Here is a 14,715-nt window from a genome sequence, read left to right as displayed (position 1 = left end):
CGAGGACTGACCGATGCGGGCACTGGTGCTTGAGAAAAAAGGCGAACTGTCGCTGCGCGAAATCGCGCTGCCGCTCGACGTCGGACCGGACGACGTCAAAATCGCCATCCATACGGTCGGCGTATGCGGCAGCGACGTGCACTATTACACGCACGGCGCCATCGGCAGCTATGTCGTGCGAGCGCCGATGGTGCTCGGCCATGAAGCTGCGGGAACGGTCGTCCAGGTCGGCGCCAATGWCGAGACGTTGAAGGTCGGCGACCGGGTCTGCATGGAGCCCGGCGTGCCGAACCTGTCGTCGCGCGCGACAAGGCTCGGCATCTACAATGTCGATCCCGACGTCACCTTCTGGGCGACGCCGCCGGTGCATGGCGTGCTTGCGCCCTATGCGGTGCATCCGGCCGCCTTTACCTACAGACTGGCGGACAATGTTTCCTTTGCCGAAGGCGCGATGGTCGAACCCTTTGCTATCGGCATGCAGGCGGCAAGCCGTGCCCGCATCGTGCCGGGCGATGTCGCTGTTGTCGTCGGCTGCGGGCCGATCGGCATCATGATCGCGCTGGCGGCCGTTGCCGGTGGCTGCTCGAAAGTGCTGATCTCCGATTTTTCCGCGCCCAAGCTCGAGATCGCCGCGCAATATGCCGGCATCGTCCCGGTCAATATCGGCGAGCAATCGCTGGTCGACGCCGTTGCTGCCGCGACCGACAATTGGGGCGCCGATATCGTGTTCGAGGCAAGCGGCAGCCCCAAGGCTTTCGCCAATTTGTTCGATGTCGTGCGGCCGGGCGGCGCTGTGGTGCTGGTCGGGCTTCCGGTCGAGCCGGTAAGCCTGAACGTTCCGGCGGCGATCTCCAAGGAAGTGCGCATCGAGACGGTGTTCCGCTACGCCAACATCTTCGACCGCGCGCTGCAGCTGATCGCCTCGGGGAAGGTCGACCTCAAGCCGCTGATCACCGGCACTTATGCTTTTGCCGACAGCATCGAGGCCTTCGAGCGGGCGGCGCAAGGCAACCCGCAAGACGTCAAGCTGCAAATCCTGCTCACCGGCGAGAAGGGCTGATCATGTCCGCAATCGTGTGCTCTCATGTCGACAAGGCGTACGGCGCCACGACCGTCATCCGCGATCTCAACCTCTCGATCGAGGAGCACGAATTCGTCGTGTTCCTCGGCCCGTCCGGCTGCGGCAAGTCGACCTTGCTGAGGATGCTGGCCGGGCTGGAGGACATTAGCGGCGGCGAGGTGTCGATCGGCGGCAGAGTGGTCAATGACCTCGACCCCGGTGACCGTGGCATCGCCATGGTGTTCCAGAACTATGCGCTCTACCCGCATATGACGATCTTCGACAACATCGCCTTCGGCCTCAAGCGGCAGAAGGTGCCGGCCGCCGAGATCCAGAAGCGGGTCGAGGCGGTTGCAAAGACGCTCGGCCTCGAGCCCTACCTCGCCCGCAAGCCGACCGCGCTTTCCGGCGGCCAGCAGCAGCGCGTGGCGATTGCACGCGCCATGATCAAGACGCCAAAGGTGTTCCTGTTCGACGAGCCGCTGTCCAATCTCGACGCCAAACTGCGCAACCATATGCGGGTCGAGATCGCCCGGCTGCACCAGTCGCTGAAGACCACCACTGTCTATGTCACTCACGATCAGCTCGAAGCGATGACGCTGGCCGACCGCATCGTGCTGCTCAGGGACGGCGTCATCGAACAGATCGGCTCGCCGGCGGAGATTTACAGGCGGCCGGGCAATCTGTTCGTCGCCGGCTTCATCGGCACGCCGAACATGAATTTCATCGACGTGGCCGTCGGGCGGAAAGACGACCGGTGGATCCTGACCAGCGCCGGCGCGACCTTTTCCATCGAAGGCTCCGGCTTCAATCTGCGCGGCTTGCATCGCGCCGTGCTTGGGATCCGGCCCCCGGACCTGAAGACCGCCGGCGCCGGGGACAGCATCGATCCTCTGCAAGGCACGGCCGATCTCATCGAATTCCACGGCAATGACGCGCTGGTGACCTTCGCCTGCGGCGGCAAGGAGGTCAGCGCGCTGGTGCCGGCCCGCGAATGCCCGGCGTTGCGCGCGCCTGTGCGCTATACGTTCGAGGAGGAGAGCGTCCACCTGTTCGACGCGACGTCAGGCGCATCCTTGCGCAGACGAGAAAATCCTAACTGATGGCGTCGAGCGCCTGCCGCTGGCGGTGCATTTCGAGGAAAATCTTGTAGTCGCGGTCGAAGCGGCCTGCCGTAGCCGGGTTCGACGCGCGCGTCCGGCCGCCTTGCTGCATGGCGACGCAGGCGGCATTCAGGTCCGGAAACAGTCCGGCGGCGGTGGCGGCGATCATGCCGGTGCCGAGCAGAACCGCTTCGTCGGCCAGCGGCTCGATGACGGCGCAGCCGGTGGCGTCGGCATAGAGCTCCATCAGCAACGGGTTCTTGGTGTGGCCGCCAGTGACATGCAGCGTGTCGATCAAATAGCCGTTCTCGTTCAGCGCCTCCAGCACATGGCGCACGCCGAGCGCTATGCCGACGGCGGTGCGCCAGTAGAGCTTGCACAGGCTGTCGAAAGAGGAATCCAGCGTCAGCCCGCTGACCACGCCGACAGCATGCGGGTCGGCAAGCGGCGAACGGTTGCCGTGGAAATCGGGCAGCACATGCAGCCTGGCGGCGAGCTTGTCACCCTCGGCGATGCGCAGTTCGGCGACGCGCCTGGCGATTTTGGCATGCATGGCGGCGTCCGGCTCACCGCCGGCGCCGTGCCAGCGGATGATGTGGTCGAGCAGCGCGCCCGTTGCCGACTGGCCACCTTCCGACAGCCACAGTTTTGGCAGAGCGGCGCCGTAGTATGGGCCCCAGACGCCGGCAAAGGGCTGCGGGTCAGGCGACATCGCCATGACGCAGCTCGATGTGCCGGCAATCAGCGCCAGATGCCGGCCGATATCCTGCTCGTCGCCGGCAAAGCCGCCGAGCACGCCAAGCGCGCCGGCATAGGCGTCGATGACGCCGGCCCCGACCCGGCATTTTCCCGTCAGACCAAGCTCGGCTGCCGCTTCTGCCGAGAGCGTGCCGATATCGGCGCCAACCGCACTTGCCTTCTCCGGCAGATTGCCGTGTTCGAAAAGATCGCTGAGTCCGACGGTCTCGAAGAAATCGCGCCGCCAGCCGGTGTCTTCATGTGCCAGATAGGTCCATTTGGCGGTCAGCGTGCATTGCGAGCGCGCCAGCGAGCCGGTCGCCTTCCAGGTCAGGAAATCGGTGAGGTCGAATAGATAGCCGGCTTCATGCCATGTTCCAGGTAGATTGCGCTTCAGCCACATCAGCTTCGGCGTCGCCATTTCGGGCGACATGACGCCGCCGATATAATCGAGCACGGCGTGGCCGCTTGCCGTGCATTCATCGGCCTCGGCGATGGCGCGATGGTCGAGCCAGACGATGGTGTCCCAGCGCCGTTCGCCCGTCACCGAGACACTGAGCTGGCCGCCATCCCTGTTCAGCACCACCAGCGAGCAGGTGGCGTCGAACGAGATGCCGACAATGTCCTGCGCCGCCACGCCCGCCTTTTCGCGTGCCGCGCGGACCGCGATGCACACTGCCGACCAGATATCCTGCGAATTGTGCTCGGCATGATCGGCCTTCGGCTGGTTCATGACGATCGGATGCTCGGCGCGGCCGAGCAAGGCGCCGGTGGTGTCGAGAATGCCCGCGCGGGCGCTCCCGGTGCCGACATCGACCGCGCAAACGAAGCTTTTCGTCAAGATGCTTTTACTCTCGCTCCCAGGCCTGCAATCAGATCGGGCAATTGCAGCATGTCAGCGAATATAAAGTCCGGTTCACTCGACGCAAGCCGCGCTTTCAAGGCCGGGTTGCCGGCGTGCGAGCCGCCGGTGAAGGCAAAGACGCGCATGCCGGCGGCACGCGCCGCGGCGATGCCGGCCGGGCTGTCCTCGACGACGATGCAGTTGCCAGGATACGCGCCCATGGCGGCCGCGGCGTGCAGAAAAAGATCCGGCGCCGGCTTGCCGCGCGCGACCATGGCGGCGCTGAACAAATGCGGTTCGAGCAGGTGGAGCAGGCCGGTGACGTCGAGCGCATAGCGGATACGGTCGAGCGTGCCGGAAGAGGCGACGCAGCAAGGTACGCCCAGCTTCGGCAGGACGTCCCTGATGCCGGGTATCGGCTTCAGCTCCTCGCGGAATTTGCGCATCAATTCGACGCGCATTTCGGTCAGATGCCGATCGGTGATGTCTACGCGGAAGTCGCGGCCGAGGATTTCGCGCACGCTCTTCATGCTCTTGCCGAGGAAATGCTCGTAGGCGGTATCCTCGCTGACCGAGCCACCGGCTGCAGAAATCATGCCGAGCAGGGCCGAGACGGAGAGCGCCTCGCTGTCGACCAGCACGCCGTCACAGTCGAAGATGACCAGTTCGGGCGTCATTGCGGCTCGCGTCAGAGCTTGCCGGCGATGTAGCGCGTCAGCGTCGCGCGCGTGCCATTCGCCCACAAGACGTTGAGCGCATGGGCGAAGGCCTCGGCGAACGGCGCCGAGCGGCCGACATCGCCATAGATGTCCTCCATCGCCAGCCAGGCGCCGGGCTTGTCCTTCGCCGCCTTGGCGGTGGCCTGCAGCCTGTCCCAGCTGGGATCATTGGCCTCGATGACGGCGCCGCTGTCGGTGGTGCCGAAGCAGTAGCGGCACCAAAGTGCTGATTCCAGCGCCAGACCAGCGACGCTTTTGCCGGCTTTCAACCGGTCGGCGATGGTCGGGATGATGAATTTCGGCTGCCGGTTGGAACCGTCGAGGCAAAGCCGGCGGATGGTGTCGCCGATCTTGGGGTTGGAGAAGCGGTGCTCGATGAGCTGATAGTAATCCGCCAGCACGGTGTCCGGCACCGGCGGCACGGTCGGGATGATCTCGTCATGCTCGAGCTTGGCGAGGAAGCCGCGCACCAGCGGCTCCTGCATCGCCTCATGGACGAAATGGATATCCATCAGCCCGGCCGGATAGGCGATGGTGGCATGGCCGCCATTGAGGATGCGGATCTTCATCAACTCATAGGGAGCGACATCCCTCACGAATTGTACGCCGACCTTTTCCAGCGGCGGCCGGCCGTCGGTGAAATGATCCTCCAGCACCCATTGCTTGAACGGTTCGCAGAACACCGGCCAGTTGTCCTCAAGGCCGAATTCCGTCGCCAGAATGCCGCGCTCGCGATCGGACGTGGCCGGCGTGATGCGGTCGACCATGCCGTTCGGAAAGGCGACGTTGTCGCTCACCCAATTCGCCAGATCCTCGTCGATCAGCCGGGCCAATCCAATGACGCCATCGGAGGTGACATGGCCGTTGTGGGGGATGTTGTCACAAGACATGACGGTGAATGGCACGATGCCATCGGCGCGGCGGCGCATCAGCCCGGCGAGAATGAGGCCGAACACTGTCTTCGGCGTCGTGCCTGCCTGCGCATCGGCGACGATGTCGGGATGGGTCGGATTGAACTTGCCCGAGGCCGGATCGATGAAGTAGCCGCCTTCGGTGATGGTCAGCGACACGATCTTGATCGCCGGATCGGCAAGCTGGTCGATGATGGCATCGGCATCGCCGGGCGTCAGGAAGTCGATCATGACGCCGGTGACGCGGGCGCTCATATGGTCGGAATCCTGCTCGACCACCGTGGTCAGCCAGTCCTGCTCCTGCAGCTTGGTGCGGCCGATTTTCTCGCCCTCGAAGACACCGGCGCCGATCAGCGCCCAGTCATGGCCGATGCCCGCATTGAAGAGGTCGTCGAGATAGACGGCCTGGTGCGAGCGATGGAAATTGCCGACGCCGAAATGGACGATACCGGCCTTGAGCCTGGCGCGGTCGTATTGCGGACCGGCAACCTTGGCTGGGAGTTTGGCGAGGATGGAGGAAGAGAGTTTCACGGTCATCTGCTTTACCCTTTTGCCGGTGCTTACCCTTTGCCGGCCTGACAATTCCGCCCTCAGTCCTTCAGGTTGGAGTGCGTGGGCGGCACGTGCCCTTTGGCATTCATGCCGCCCCGCCCCGCGACGCCTTTCTCCCCGGAGGAAAGGGATAGGGGCGCCTCCCCCCTCAACTCATCCGCGTCAACTCATCCATTGGCCGCCATCGACATTGTAGGTCTGGGCGACGATGTATTCGGCATCGTCGCTGGCCAGGAACACGGCCATGCCGGTCAGGTCCTCCGGCTTGCCCATGCGGCCGTAAGGTACACCCTCACCGACCAGCCGCTTCTTCTCGCCCTTCGGCCGGTTCTCGTATTTGGCGAACAGCGCATCGACCTCATCCCACATATCGCTGTCGACGACGCCCGGCGCGATGCCATTGACGTTGATGCGGTGCTTGATCAGGTCGAGCCCTGCCGACTGGGTGAGCGAGATGACCGCAGCCTTGGTGGCGCAGTAGACGGCGACCAGCGCCTCGCCGCGCCGTCCGGCCTGGCTGGCGATGTTGATGATCCTGCCGCCCTTGCCCCTTGCGATCATCGAACGGGCCGAGGCCTGCAGCATGAACAAAGTGCCGGCGACATTGACCGAAAACAGCCTGTCGTAGCTCGCCTTCGATATCTCGACGATCGGCGCCAGGTCGAACAAAGCAGCGTTGTTGATCAGAATGTCGAGCCCGCCGGTCTTTTTCTCGACAGCACCCACCGCGGATTCGATCGAGGCAAGATTGGTGACGTCCAGCTTCACGGCATAGGCGCCGCCGCCAATCTGCGAGGCCGTCTTTTCCGCGGCCTCCAGATTGATGTCGCCGATCGCGACCACAGCACCTTCGCGCGTATAGGCTTCGGCAAAAGCCCTGCCGATGCCGCGTGCGGATCCGGTGATCAGCGCCGATTTGCCTTTCAGCCTCACTGCGTCAGCGCCTTTCCGTCGGGGCCGAAGCGGTGCATCCGGACCTTGTCGGGCGTGAGGTAAATGGTGTCGCCGTGACGAACAGGCATTTCGCCATCGGCGCGCACGGTCAGCGACCCGACGCCGTCAGCCTGGACGTGCAGGAAGGTGTCGGATCCCAGATGTTCGGCGACGCCGACAAGGGCTTTCCAGTCACCCGCCGTGGTCGAGATGTTCATATGCTCGGGACGGATGCCGATAGTCTTGGCGTTGTATTTGGCGGCCGGCGCGCCTTCGATCAGGTTCATCTTCGGCGAACCGATGAAGCCCGCCACGAACAGGTTCTTCGGCGACTTGTAGAGTTCCATCGGCGAGCCGACCTGTTCGATGTTGCCGGCATTGAGCACGACGATCTTGTCGGCCATGGTCATGGCTTCGATCTGGTCGTGGGTGACGTAGACCATCGTCGTCTTGAGCTGATGATGCAGCTCGCTGATTTCGAGGCGCATGGTGCCGCGCAGTGCTGCGTCAAGGTTGGACAGCGGCTCATCGAACAGGAAGGCCGAGGGTTGGCGCACGATGGCGCGGCCGATAGCGACGCGCTGGCGCTGGCCGCCGGAGAGCTGGCCGGGCCGGCGTTCGAGATAGTTGGTGAGGTTCAGCACGCGAGCCGCGTCCTTCACCTTCTTGTCGATCGTCGCAACATCCTCGCCCGCCATCTTCAAGGGGAAACCGATGTTCTTGGCCACCGTCATATGCGGGTAGAGCGCATAGGACTGGAACACCATGGCCAGCTTGCGCTTGGCCGGCGCCGCGCCGGTGACGTCACGGCCATCGATGTTGATGGTGCCGCCGCTGGTGTCTTCGAGACCGGCGATAAGGCGCAGCAGCGTGGACTTGCCGCAACCCGACGGGCCGACGAAGACGACGAACTCGCCATTTTCGATGACCAGGTCGAGACCCGGAATGATGACCGTCGATCCGAAATGCTTGGAGACGTTCTTGAGCGTGATGTTTCCCATGGTTTCCTCCCCGAGGGGTTATTTTTAGCCGGTTGCTTCAGGCAGTTTCGGTTTACTTCACGGCTCCGAACGTCAGGCCGCGCACCAGCTGCTTCTGGCTGAACCAGCCCATGATCAGGATGGGGGCGATCGCCAGCGTCGACGCCGCCGAAAGCTTGGCCCAGAACAGGCCTTGCGGGCTTGAGAACGAACTGATGAACGCCGTCAGCGGCGCCGCCTCGGTGGTGGTGAGACGAATGGTCCAGAACGCTTCGTTCCACGCCAGGATGATGTTGAGCAGCATGGTCGAAGCGATGCCCGGCACCGCCATCGGGGTCAGCACATAGATGATCTCGCCCCACAGCGTGGCGCCGTCCATGCGCGCCGCTTCGAGGATTTCACCCGGGATTTCGCGGAAGTAGGTGTAGAGCATCCATATCACGATCGGCAGGTTGATCAGCATCAGCATGATCATCAGGCCGACGCGGCTGTCGAGCAGGCCGGTGTCGCGGAAGATCAGGTAGATCGGGAACAGCACGGCAACCGCCGGCATCATCTTGGTCGAGAGCATCCACATCAGGATGTCCTTGGTCCATTTGCCCGGCGAGAAAGCCATCGACCAGGCGGCCGGAACCGCAACGATCAGGGCCAGGATGGTCGAGCCGACCGAGAGCAGCACCGAGTTGAAGAAGAACTTGAAGTAGCCGCTCTGCGCCTGGACCTCGGTATAGCTCTCGAACGTCCCCGACGGGATCAGCGCGAAGCCCTGGATGGCTTCCTGCTCCGACTTGAACGAGGTGATGATCGTATAAAGGATCGGGAAGAAGATCAGCAGCGCGACGATCCAGGCGGCGCCTGTCGCAATGACCTTGTGTTGGGTGGTGACTGCACGTGCCATCGTATCCTCCCTTACTTGTCCAGGTTCTTGCCGACCGCGCGCATGGCGAAGAAGGCGACGATGTTGGCGAGAATGACGGCGATGACACCGCCGGCGGATGCCTGGCCGATTTTGAACTCCAGCAATGCCTTCTGGTAGACGAGGAAGGGCAGGTTGGTGGAGGCGTAGCCGGGGCCGCCATTGGTGGTGACCAGGATCTCGGCATAGACCGACAGCAGGAAGATGGTCTGGATCAGGATGACGACGGTGATGGCGCGCGACATGTGCGGCAGCGTCAGATAGATGAAGCGGCTGACGAAGCCGGCGCCGTCCATCTCGGCGGCTTCCTTCTGCTCACCGTCGAGCGACTGCAGCGCGGTCAAAAGGATCAGCGTGGCGAAGGGTAGCCATTGCCAGGCGACGATGATGATGATCGCCATCATCGGATGCTGCCCGAACCAATCGATCGGTTGAGCCCCGAAGAAGCGCGCAATGTCGGCAAAGACGCCGTATTGCGGGTGCATGATCATGTTCTTCCAGACCAGCGCCGCCACCGGCGGCATGACGAAGAACGGTGAGATGACGAGGATGCGCACGATCCCCTGTCCCCACATCGGCTGATCGATCAGCAGCGCCAGCATAATGCCGCCGATGACGGTGATCAGCAGCACGCTGCCGACCAGGACAAGTGTATTGAGGATCGACTGCAGGAATGCCGGGTTGGAATAGAACAGCGCGTAGTTGGAGAAGCCGACGAACCCGTCACGGACCGGATTGAGCGGATTGTACTGCTGGAAGGAGAACCACAGGGTGATGACCAGCGGCACGATCATCCAGACGAACAGCAGCACCACGGATGGCGCCATCATGAAACGGGCAAGCGAACGGGTCTGCTGAGTAGCCATGACGGTCACCCTTCAAGGTCAGCCAAATTTTCAAATGTGTGAAAGGGGCCGCCCGAACTGGGATTCGGGCGGCCGTTGCCGGCCAGGAAGGCGGCCGGCAGTCGGCACCGGGAGGAGCCTTACTTGATATAACCGCCTTCGGTCATTGCCGCGGTGGCAGCGTCCTGGGCCTGCTTCAAGGCGTCATCGACGCTCGACTGGCCGGCAAGAGCCGCCGAGAAGAGCTGGCCGACGGTGGTGCCAAGGCCCTGGAACTCGGGGATGGCGACGAACTGGACGCCGACATAGGGCACCGGCTTGACGGTCGGATGCGTCGGGTCGGCGGCGTTGATGGAGTCCAGCGTCATCTTGGCGAACGGAGCCGCCTTCTGGTACTCGGCATTGGCGTAGAGCGAGGAGCGCGTGCCCGGAGGAACGTTAGCCCAGCCTTCCTTCGCCGCAACCAGTTCGGCGTAGTGCTTGCTGGTCGCCCATGACACGAACTTCTCGGCGGCATCAGCCTTCTGCGTGCCAGCGGGAACGGCCAGCGACCAGGCCCACAGCCAGTTGCCGCGCTTGCCCAGACCATTGTCGGGAGCCAGTGCGTAGCCAACCTTGTCGGCGACGGTCGAGTTCTTCGGATCCGAGACGAAGGAGGCAGCGACGGTGGCGTCGATCCACATGCCGCACTTGCCCTGCTGGAACAGCGCCAGGTTTTCGTTGAAGCCGTTGGAAGAGGCGCCCTCCGGACCGTCGGCCTTCATCAGGTCGACATAGAACTGCAGCGTGCTCTTCCATTCCGGCTGATCGAACTGCGGCTTCCAGTTCTCGTCGAACCAGCGGGCGCCGAAGGAGTTCGACATGGCGGTCAGGAAGGCCATGTTCTCGCCCCAGCCGGCCTTGCCGCGCAGGCAGACGCCGTTCACGCCATTGGCGCGATCGGTCATCTTGTCGGCGGCCTGCCTGATGAAGTCCCAGGTCGGGGCGTCGGGCATGGTCAGCCCTGCCTTCTCCATCAGGTCCTTGCGGTACATGACAAAGGAGCTTTCGCCGTAGAAGGGCGCTGCATAGAGCTTGCCGTCGACCGACAGGCCGCCGGCAATGGCCGGGATGATGTCCTTGGCGTCATAGTCGTCGCCGAGCTTGTCGAGCGGCAGCAGCCAGCTCTGCTTGGCCCAGATCGGAACCTCGTAGGTGCCGATGGTCATCACGTCATACTGGCCACCCTTGGTGGCGATGTCGGTGGTGACGCGCTCGCGCAGCACGTTCTCTTCGAGCGTGACCCAGTTGAGCGTGATGTCGGGGTTAGTCTTGGTGAAGTCGTCCGTCAGCTTCTGCATGCGGACCATATCGCCATTGTTGACAGTGGCGATGGTGATGGATTCGGCATGCGCGGCGAAAGCGAGAGCGCTGGCCGACAACAGGCCCAAAGTGAGCGTGCGAAGTTTCATCAATTCCTCCCATGAACCAAGATGAGCATTTGCCTTGGTGCTGAGCAATTACTCACTCACCGTTAATTATGTCAAGTCGGATTCGATGCTGCAGCGCAGCACGGGAGGGCGTGCGCGGGGTCGGACGGAGAGAGAATATTGGATGGATTAGGGGTAGCTCGCCGGGCGCGAGTATCGAACTGGCTGGATGCCGGCCATCGCAACCCCATCGATCATGAGCTAGGGCCGAGCCCTCAGCCGTGGGCCGGGTAGCTTCCGACGGAATATTCGAAAACCCTGCCATCGCGGGTTTTCTTGGCTCTGGTCAGCGTTTCGGTCACCCGGATCCAATTGGGCTCGTCTTTGCGCAACCTAACTTCCCGGCCGATTGCCTTTATGGCAGCTTGAAACGGTGTGAATGCTTCGATCGCGTGCGTCACACGCACGGCGTTATTTTCGATTTCTTCGACACGATAGACTTTCATCAGCCCACTGATAGATCCTGCTTCAATCTGCAGACGATTGATCAGCGTCGACTGAGTCGCCACAAGTGCGGGCGAAGCCCGGCGGATGATATCGACAGCGTTTTTCTCAAGCTTGGTTAACCGGGCGACCCGACCGTACTTGTCGATCCTGGAAAACGCGAACTGCCCTAAGCGCAGGCGATCTCGGCCAGGATCCAGTCGCGGAAGGCCTTTATCTTCGGCACGTTGCGGCGCGCCGTCGGATAGACCAGCCAATAGGCGTGCCCGTCGTCGCCGACCAGGTCGAAGGGCTGAATGAGGCGACCGGCGGCGAGCTCGGTCTTGAACAGCGCCGTGGTCAGGATCGCCACGCCATGGCCGGCGATTGCCGCATTCGCCTCATAGGCCTGCGCGCCCATGCTGGTGCCGGTGCGGTTGGCAAGTTCATCCGCCGGCACACCGGCAAGGGCGAACCATTCCCGCCACCAGATGTCGGTGGGATCGAGAATAGGCAGTTTGAACAGATCGGCCGGCTCGTGGACGCCACCGATAGTGGCAGCGAGTGCCGGGCTCAGCACCGGCGTAAAATCTGCCTTGAACAAAAGATGGATTTCCACTCCAGGCCACTTGCCGCTACCGGAGCGGATGGCGATGTCCATATCCTCGCGGGCGAAATCGATAACCCTGTTCGACGTATCGACGCGCACCGCCAGCGACGGATGCGAGAGCTGGAAGGAGCCGAGATGCTGCGCCAGCCAGTTCGAGGCGAAGGTCAGCAGCGTCGACACGCAAAGCACGCCATCGGCGCCGCCGCGCGCGGCCGAATAGGCGCTGCTGAGCAGGCTGAACGCCTCGCTCACGGCAGGCGCCAGGCGCTGGCCGGGTTCGGTCAGCACGATCTGGCGCGGCTGGCGCAGGAACAGCGGCGAACCGATGCGTTCTTCCAGGAGCTTGATCTGGTAGCTGGCGGCGGCCTGGGTCATGCCGAGCTCCTCCGCGGCCTTGGTAAAGGAGAGATGCCGCGCGACGGCCTCGAACACCCTGATTGCCTGCAGCGGCGGCAGTTGGGCGGGCTGTGGTGCCTTGAGTTCGGGCATAAGCCCTCCTTATGGGTCATGATCGACGTTTGATTGGTAGCAGGAGCCGATCAGACCGATATTTGGTGTCGACGATCAATCCAGTTCAAGCATAGCGGAGGCTGAAGATCATGACCACGGTACAGCAAAAGCTCCATTCGAGCCCGGCACAGAGCTGGTTTTCCGTGCTGACGCACGAATTTTCCCAGCTTTTGAGCCGTCGGCGCGGTTATGTCGACGTCAGGGACCTGTCGCCGCATTTGCAGCGCGACATGGGTTTCCTCGATGGCAACGATGTTTGCGGGCGGCATAAATAGCCGTGCCGATTTTATCGCTAGCTCAGGCGTCGAGTAGGGCCGTGGCGGTCCGCTCGTCGGTGATGAGGCCATTGACCAGCCGCCGGTTCACCGCAGCCAGAATGCCCGGCAATTTGCGCTCGCCCATGGCGAGCGCAATGACCAGCGACTTTTCGCGTGACGGCAAAGCGGCCGACGACACCCGGTCGTTGGTGATGCCCTCGATCATGCGGCCTTCCCGGTCGAATACCCAGCCGACGATCTCGGCAACGCCGCCGGCCTTTTGCAGTGCCTTCAATTCACTTTCCGAGATGAAGCCGTCCTCGTAGAGCGGCGCCTTCGGGCCGAGATCGCCGATGCCGACAAAGGTGACGTCGGCTTCCGCGGCGAGCGCCAGCGTCGGCTGGATCATCGGCTGGGCGAGCAGCATCTCGCGCTCTTCCGGTGACGAAGCGATGACCGGCAGCGGCATCGGGAACGAGCGCGCCTTGACCCTGTCGGCCATGGTGAAGATGACGTTGTAGAACGCGGCCGAACCGTCGGGCGAGATGTTGCCGGTCAAGGACACGACCTTATGCTGCTGGCATTCCATCGGCGGCAACTGCTCGATCGCCGCTTTCAGCGTGCGCCCGGTACCGATGGCCATGACGATCGGCGTCGGCGACCGCAGCCGCCGCTCGATCTCGGCCGCGGCCGCCTCGGCAATGCCGATCGTGGTCGAAGACGAGGTCGGATCGCTCGGCACCACTTCGACCAGATCGAGCGCGAAGCGCGATCTCAGCCGCGCGGCAAGGTCGAGGCAATTGGCGATCGGGTGGTCGACGCGCACCTTGATCAGCCCTTCCGACACCGCCAACGACACCAGGCGCTGCGCCGTCTGCCGGGAAATGCCGAGCGTGGCGGCGATCTGGTCCTGCGTATTGCCGGCAACATAATAAAGCCAGCCGGCGCGCGCCGCCTCGTCCAGCCTGTTGCTGCCGCCGTCCTGCCGCGAATTCAAGGTCTGCCTCCCAAGCCCGCCCCCTTTGGGCGAAGCGCTATAGTCTTGCAGGGAATGCGCTGGTGCGCAATTGTCTATGCGAAGGGCAATTGCTTGCGGCGTCGGCCTGACAGCAACGAGGCAATCGTCTTAGCCAAAATCGTGAGCAGACGGGTTCGGCGGTTTATCTCCCGGTGCAAACGCTTTAAGGGGATCGGCAAAAGGAGCCTCGCATGACGCCGAAAGCGGTTTTCTGGGATATGGACGGCACGCTGGTCGACAGCGAGCCGCTGCATGAGGCTGCCCTGGTGGCGGCGCTGCGCAGCGTCGGCATCGCGCCGCCGGTCGACCTGCATGAGCGGGTGCTAGGCGTCGCCGCCGGACCGGTCTACGACATGCTGCGCAGCGAGTTCGGCCTCGACCTGCCCTTCGACGACTGGATCGTGCGCAAATACGATCATTACATGCCAATGGCCGAGACGCTGAAGCCGCGCCCCGGCGCAATCGAAGTGTTCAACGCATTGCGCGCGCTTGGCGTGCAGCAAGCGGTGGTGTCCAATTCCGACCGGGTGATCGTCGACGCAAACTTGAGCGCCGTCGGCCTGATCTACCCCGGTATGCGCACGATCAGCCGCAACGACGTGCGCGAAGGCAAGCCGCATCCCGAGCCCTTCCTGCGCGCCGCATGGCTGGCCGGCGTCGATCCCTCAGATGCGGTGGCGGTCGACGACAGCGTCACCGGCGCCACATCCGGCCTGGCCGCGGGGATGCGGACGATCTTCTGGCCGGAAGCGCCGATGGAAGGACCGCCGGGCGCTGTTGTGATCAACAGTGCCGAAGAGTTGCGTAAAGAGCTCGGGCTCTAGAGA

15 protein-coding genes are annotated in these 14,715 nt (G+C 63.2%); 4 read left to right on the top strand and 11 right to left on the bottom strand.

Going from position 1 to position 14,715, the window contains the following annotated elements:
* The first annotated feature begins 13 nt into the window (after positions 1-13).
* Both AC1DYO_RS00890 and AC1DYO_RS00885 read left to right on the top strand, forming a co-directional pair.
* A complete protein-coding gene (locus AC1DYO_RS00890; protein ID WP_477259400.1) occupies positions 14-1,060 on the top strand; it encodes an NAD(P)-dependent alcohol dehydrogenase in 1,047 nt (348 codons plus the stop codon).
* 2 nt (positions 1,061-1,062) lie between these two features.
* Entirely contained in the window at positions 1,063-2,163 is a 1,101-nt protein-coding gene (locus AC1DYO_RS00885) for an ABC transporter ATP-binding protein (RefSeq protein WP_477259398.1), read from the top strand.
* On the opposite strand, the gene AC1DYO_RS00880 is transcribed toward AC1DYO_RS00885, so the two are convergent.
* The 10 genes from AC1DYO_RS00880 to AC1DYO_RS00835 all read right to left on the bottom strand — a co-directional run bounded on the left by AC1DYO_RS00880 (position 2,156) and on the right by AC1DYO_RS00835 (position 12,592).
* Complete coding sequence (locus AC1DYO_RS00880) at positions 2,156-3,742, bottom strand: FGGY-family carbohydrate kinase (RefSeq protein ID WP_477259396.1); 1,587 nt, start codon at positions 3,740-3,742, stop codon at positions 2,156-2,158. The genes AC1DYO_RS00885 and AC1DYO_RS00880 overlap by 8 nt on opposite strands.
* Positions 3,739-4,422, bottom strand: coding sequence for an HAD family hydrolase (locus AC1DYO_RS00875; RefSeq protein WP_477259394.1), 684 nt, complete (start codon positions 4,420-4,422; stop codon positions 3,739-3,741). Before AC1DYO_RS00875 ends, AC1DYO_RS00880 begins: the two co-directional genes overlap by 4 nt.
* Before the next feature lie 11 nt (positions 4,423-4,433).
* Complete coding sequence (locus AC1DYO_RS00870) at positions 4,434-5,912, bottom strand: mannitol dehydrogenase family protein (RefSeq protein WP_477259392.1); 1,479 nt, start codon at positions 5,910-5,912, stop codon at positions 4,434-4,436.
* A 177-nt stretch (positions 5,913-6,089) separates the two neighbouring features.
* Positions 6,090-6,860 carry an L-iditol 2-dehydrogenase gene (locus AC1DYO_RS00865; RefSeq protein ID WP_477259390.1) on the bottom strand — a complete coding sequence of 257 codons (771 nt, stop codon included), beginning with the start codon at positions 6,858-6,860 and terminating at the stop codon, positions 6,090-6,092.
* Positions 6,857-7,861, bottom strand: coding sequence for an ABC transporter ATP-binding protein (locus AC1DYO_RS00860; RefSeq protein ID WP_477259389.1), 1,005 nt, complete (start codon positions 7,859-7,861; stop codon positions 6,857-6,859). Before AC1DYO_RS00860 ends, AC1DYO_RS00865 begins: the two co-directional genes overlap by 4 nt.
* A 52-nt stretch (positions 7,862-7,913) precedes the next feature.
* Positions 7,914-8,738 carry a carbohydrate ABC transporter permease gene (locus AC1DYO_RS00855; protein WP_477259387.1) on the bottom strand — a complete coding sequence of 275 codons (825 nt, stop codon included), beginning with the start codon at positions 8,736-8,738 and terminating at the stop codon, positions 7,914-7,916.
* Between the two features lie 11 nt (positions 8,739-8,749).
* A complete protein-coding gene (locus AC1DYO_RS00850) occupies positions 8,750-9,622 on the bottom strand; it encodes a carbohydrate ABC transporter permease (protein WP_477259385.1) in 873 nt (290 codons plus the stop codon).
* A 119-nt stretch (positions 9,623-9,741) separates the two neighbouring features.
* Positions 9,742-11,052 (bottom strand): ABC transporter substrate-binding protein, encoded by a 1,311-nt coding sequence (locus AC1DYO_RS00845; protein ID WP_477259383.1) that lies wholly within the window; start codon positions 11,050-11,052, stop codon positions 9,742-9,744.
* Positions 11,053-11,285: 233 nt separating this feature from the next.
* Complete coding sequence (locus AC1DYO_RS00840; RefSeq protein ID WP_477259381.1) at positions 11,286-11,771, bottom strand: hypothetical protein; 486 nt, start codon at positions 11,769-11,771, stop codon at positions 11,286-11,288.
* Positions 11,684-12,592, bottom strand: a complete 909-nt coding sequence (locus AC1DYO_RS00835) for a LysR substrate-binding domain-containing protein (protein ID WP_477259379.1) — start codon at positions 12,590-12,592, stop codon at positions 11,684-11,686. The genes AC1DYO_RS00840 and AC1DYO_RS00835 overlap by 88 nt, the downstream gene beginning before the upstream one ends.
* A 110-nt stretch (positions 12,593-12,702) precedes the next feature.
* Between AC1DYO_RS00835 and AC1DYO_RS00830 the strand changes: the two genes are divergently transcribed.
* Positions 12,703-12,888 (top strand): hypothetical protein, encoded by a 186-nt coding sequence (locus AC1DYO_RS00830; RefSeq protein ID WP_181056574.1) that lies wholly within the window; start codon positions 12,703-12,705, stop codon positions 12,886-12,888.
* Between the two features lie 22 nt (positions 12,889-12,910).
* Here AC1DYO_RS00830 and AC1DYO_RS00825 read toward each other — a convergent pair whose 3' ends face one another.
* A complete protein-coding gene (locus AC1DYO_RS00825; RefSeq protein ID WP_181056573.1) occupies positions 12,911-13,867 on the bottom strand; it encodes a sugar-binding transcriptional regulator in 957 nt (318 codons plus the stop codon).
* 212 nt (positions 13,868-14,079) lie between these two features.
* Between AC1DYO_RS00825 and AC1DYO_RS00820 the strand changes: the two genes are divergently transcribed.
* Positions 14,080-14,712 carry an HAD family hydrolase gene (locus AC1DYO_RS00820; protein ID WP_181056572.1) on the top strand — a complete coding sequence of 211 codons (633 nt, stop codon included), beginning with the start codon at positions 14,080-14,082 and terminating at the stop codon, positions 14,710-14,712.
* The last annotated feature ends 3 nt before the right edge of the window (positions 14,713-14,715 follow it).

It is taken from the genome of Mesorhizobium sp. P2_F5, from assembly GCF_056403715.1.
Note: the sequence above shows the minus strand (reverse complement) of the source record. Positions and strands in the feature narration are given on the sequence as shown.

What these genes read in the sequence shown, in the direction of transcription:
- AC1DYO_RS00885 (WP_477259398.1), top strand. Translation starts at nt 1,063, where the DNA reads ATGTCCGCAATCGTGTGCTCTCATGTCGACAAGGCGTACGGCGCCACG.
- AC1DYO_RS00875 (WP_477259394.1), bottom strand. Translation starts at nt 4,422, where the DNA reads ATGACGCCCGAACTGGTCATCTTCGACTGTGACGGCGTGCTGGTCGAC.
- AC1DYO_RS00870 (WP_477259392.1), bottom strand. Translation starts at nt 5,912, where the DNA reads ATGACCGTGAAACTCTCTTCCTCCATCCTCGCCAAACTCCCAGCCAAG.
- AC1DYO_RS00860 (WP_477259389.1), bottom strand. Translation starts at nt 7,861, where the DNA reads ATGGGAAACATCACGCTCAAGAACGTCTCCAAGCATTTCGGATCGACG.
- AC1DYO_RS00855 (WP_477259387.1), bottom strand. Translation starts at nt 8,738, where the DNA reads ATGGCACGTGCAGTCACCACCCAACACAAGGTCATTGCGACAGGCGCC.
- AC1DYO_RS00850 (WP_477259385.1), bottom strand. Translation starts at nt 9,622, where the DNA reads ATGGCTACTCAGCAGACCCGTTCGCTTGCCCGTTTCATGATGGCGCCA.
- AC1DYO_RS00845 (WP_477259383.1), bottom strand. Translation starts at nt 11,052, where the DNA reads ATGAAACTTCGCACGCTCACTTTGGGCCTGTTGTCGGCCAGCGCTCTC.
- AC1DYO_RS00835 (WP_477259379.1), bottom strand. Translation starts at nt 12,592, where the DNA reads ATGCCCGAACTCAAGGCACCACAGCCCGCCCAACTGCCGCCGCTGCAG.
- AC1DYO_RS00830 (WP_181056574.1), top strand. Translation starts at nt 12,703, where the DNA reads ATGACCACGGTACAGCAAAAGCTCCATTCGAGCCCGGCACAGAGCTGG.
- AC1DYO_RS00820 (WP_181056572.1), top strand. Translation starts at nt 14,080, where the DNA reads ATGACGCCGAAAGCGGTTTTCTGGGATATGGACGGCACGCTGGTCGAC.